Raw genomic sequence first — 337 nt, 5'->3', positions numbered from 1 at the left:
GGAATGAAACGAAAACGTAAGTGCCATGGGCACCATTTTTTATCTTTGTGTGTATGGTTAAATCAACAAATCGCTACAACCTCTCTTACTCAACTTTGTAGTCAATTAGAAACTTCAACAGGAATTTTATTAAGTCCTGAGGGACTTAATCGACGATTTAACTCGGCTTCTGTAGCCTTCTTTCGAAATGTATTTACTACACTGGTTCCGTTGCAAAGTTTGTTAAATGAAGCTAAACTGTAGGGAAAATGTGTTGAGGAGAATGATACATGAGATATTTTAAAGGAAAACAGTTCAAAAAAGACATTATTTTAGTAGCCGTTGGCTATTACTGTCG

2 pseudogenes are annotated in these 337 nt (G+C 35.6%); both read left to right on the top strand.

Annotated elements, in window-relative coordinates:
- A pseudogene (locus MR155_RS31640) lies at positions 1 to 207 on the top strand (IS4 family transposase); the annotation flags it as partial.
- A gap of 62 nt (positions 208 to 269) precedes the next feature.
- Positions 270 to 337 (top strand): annotated as a pseudogene (locus MR155_RS31635) (IS6 family transposase); the annotation flags it as partial.

Source organism: Bacillus cereus group sp. BfR-BA-01331, from assembly GCF_022663915.1.
Lineage (GTDB): Bacteria > Bacillota > Bacilli > Bacillales > Bacillaceae_G > Bacillus_A > Bacillus_A mycoides.
Note: the sequence above shows the minus strand (reverse complement) of the source record. Positions and strands in the feature narration are given on the sequence as shown.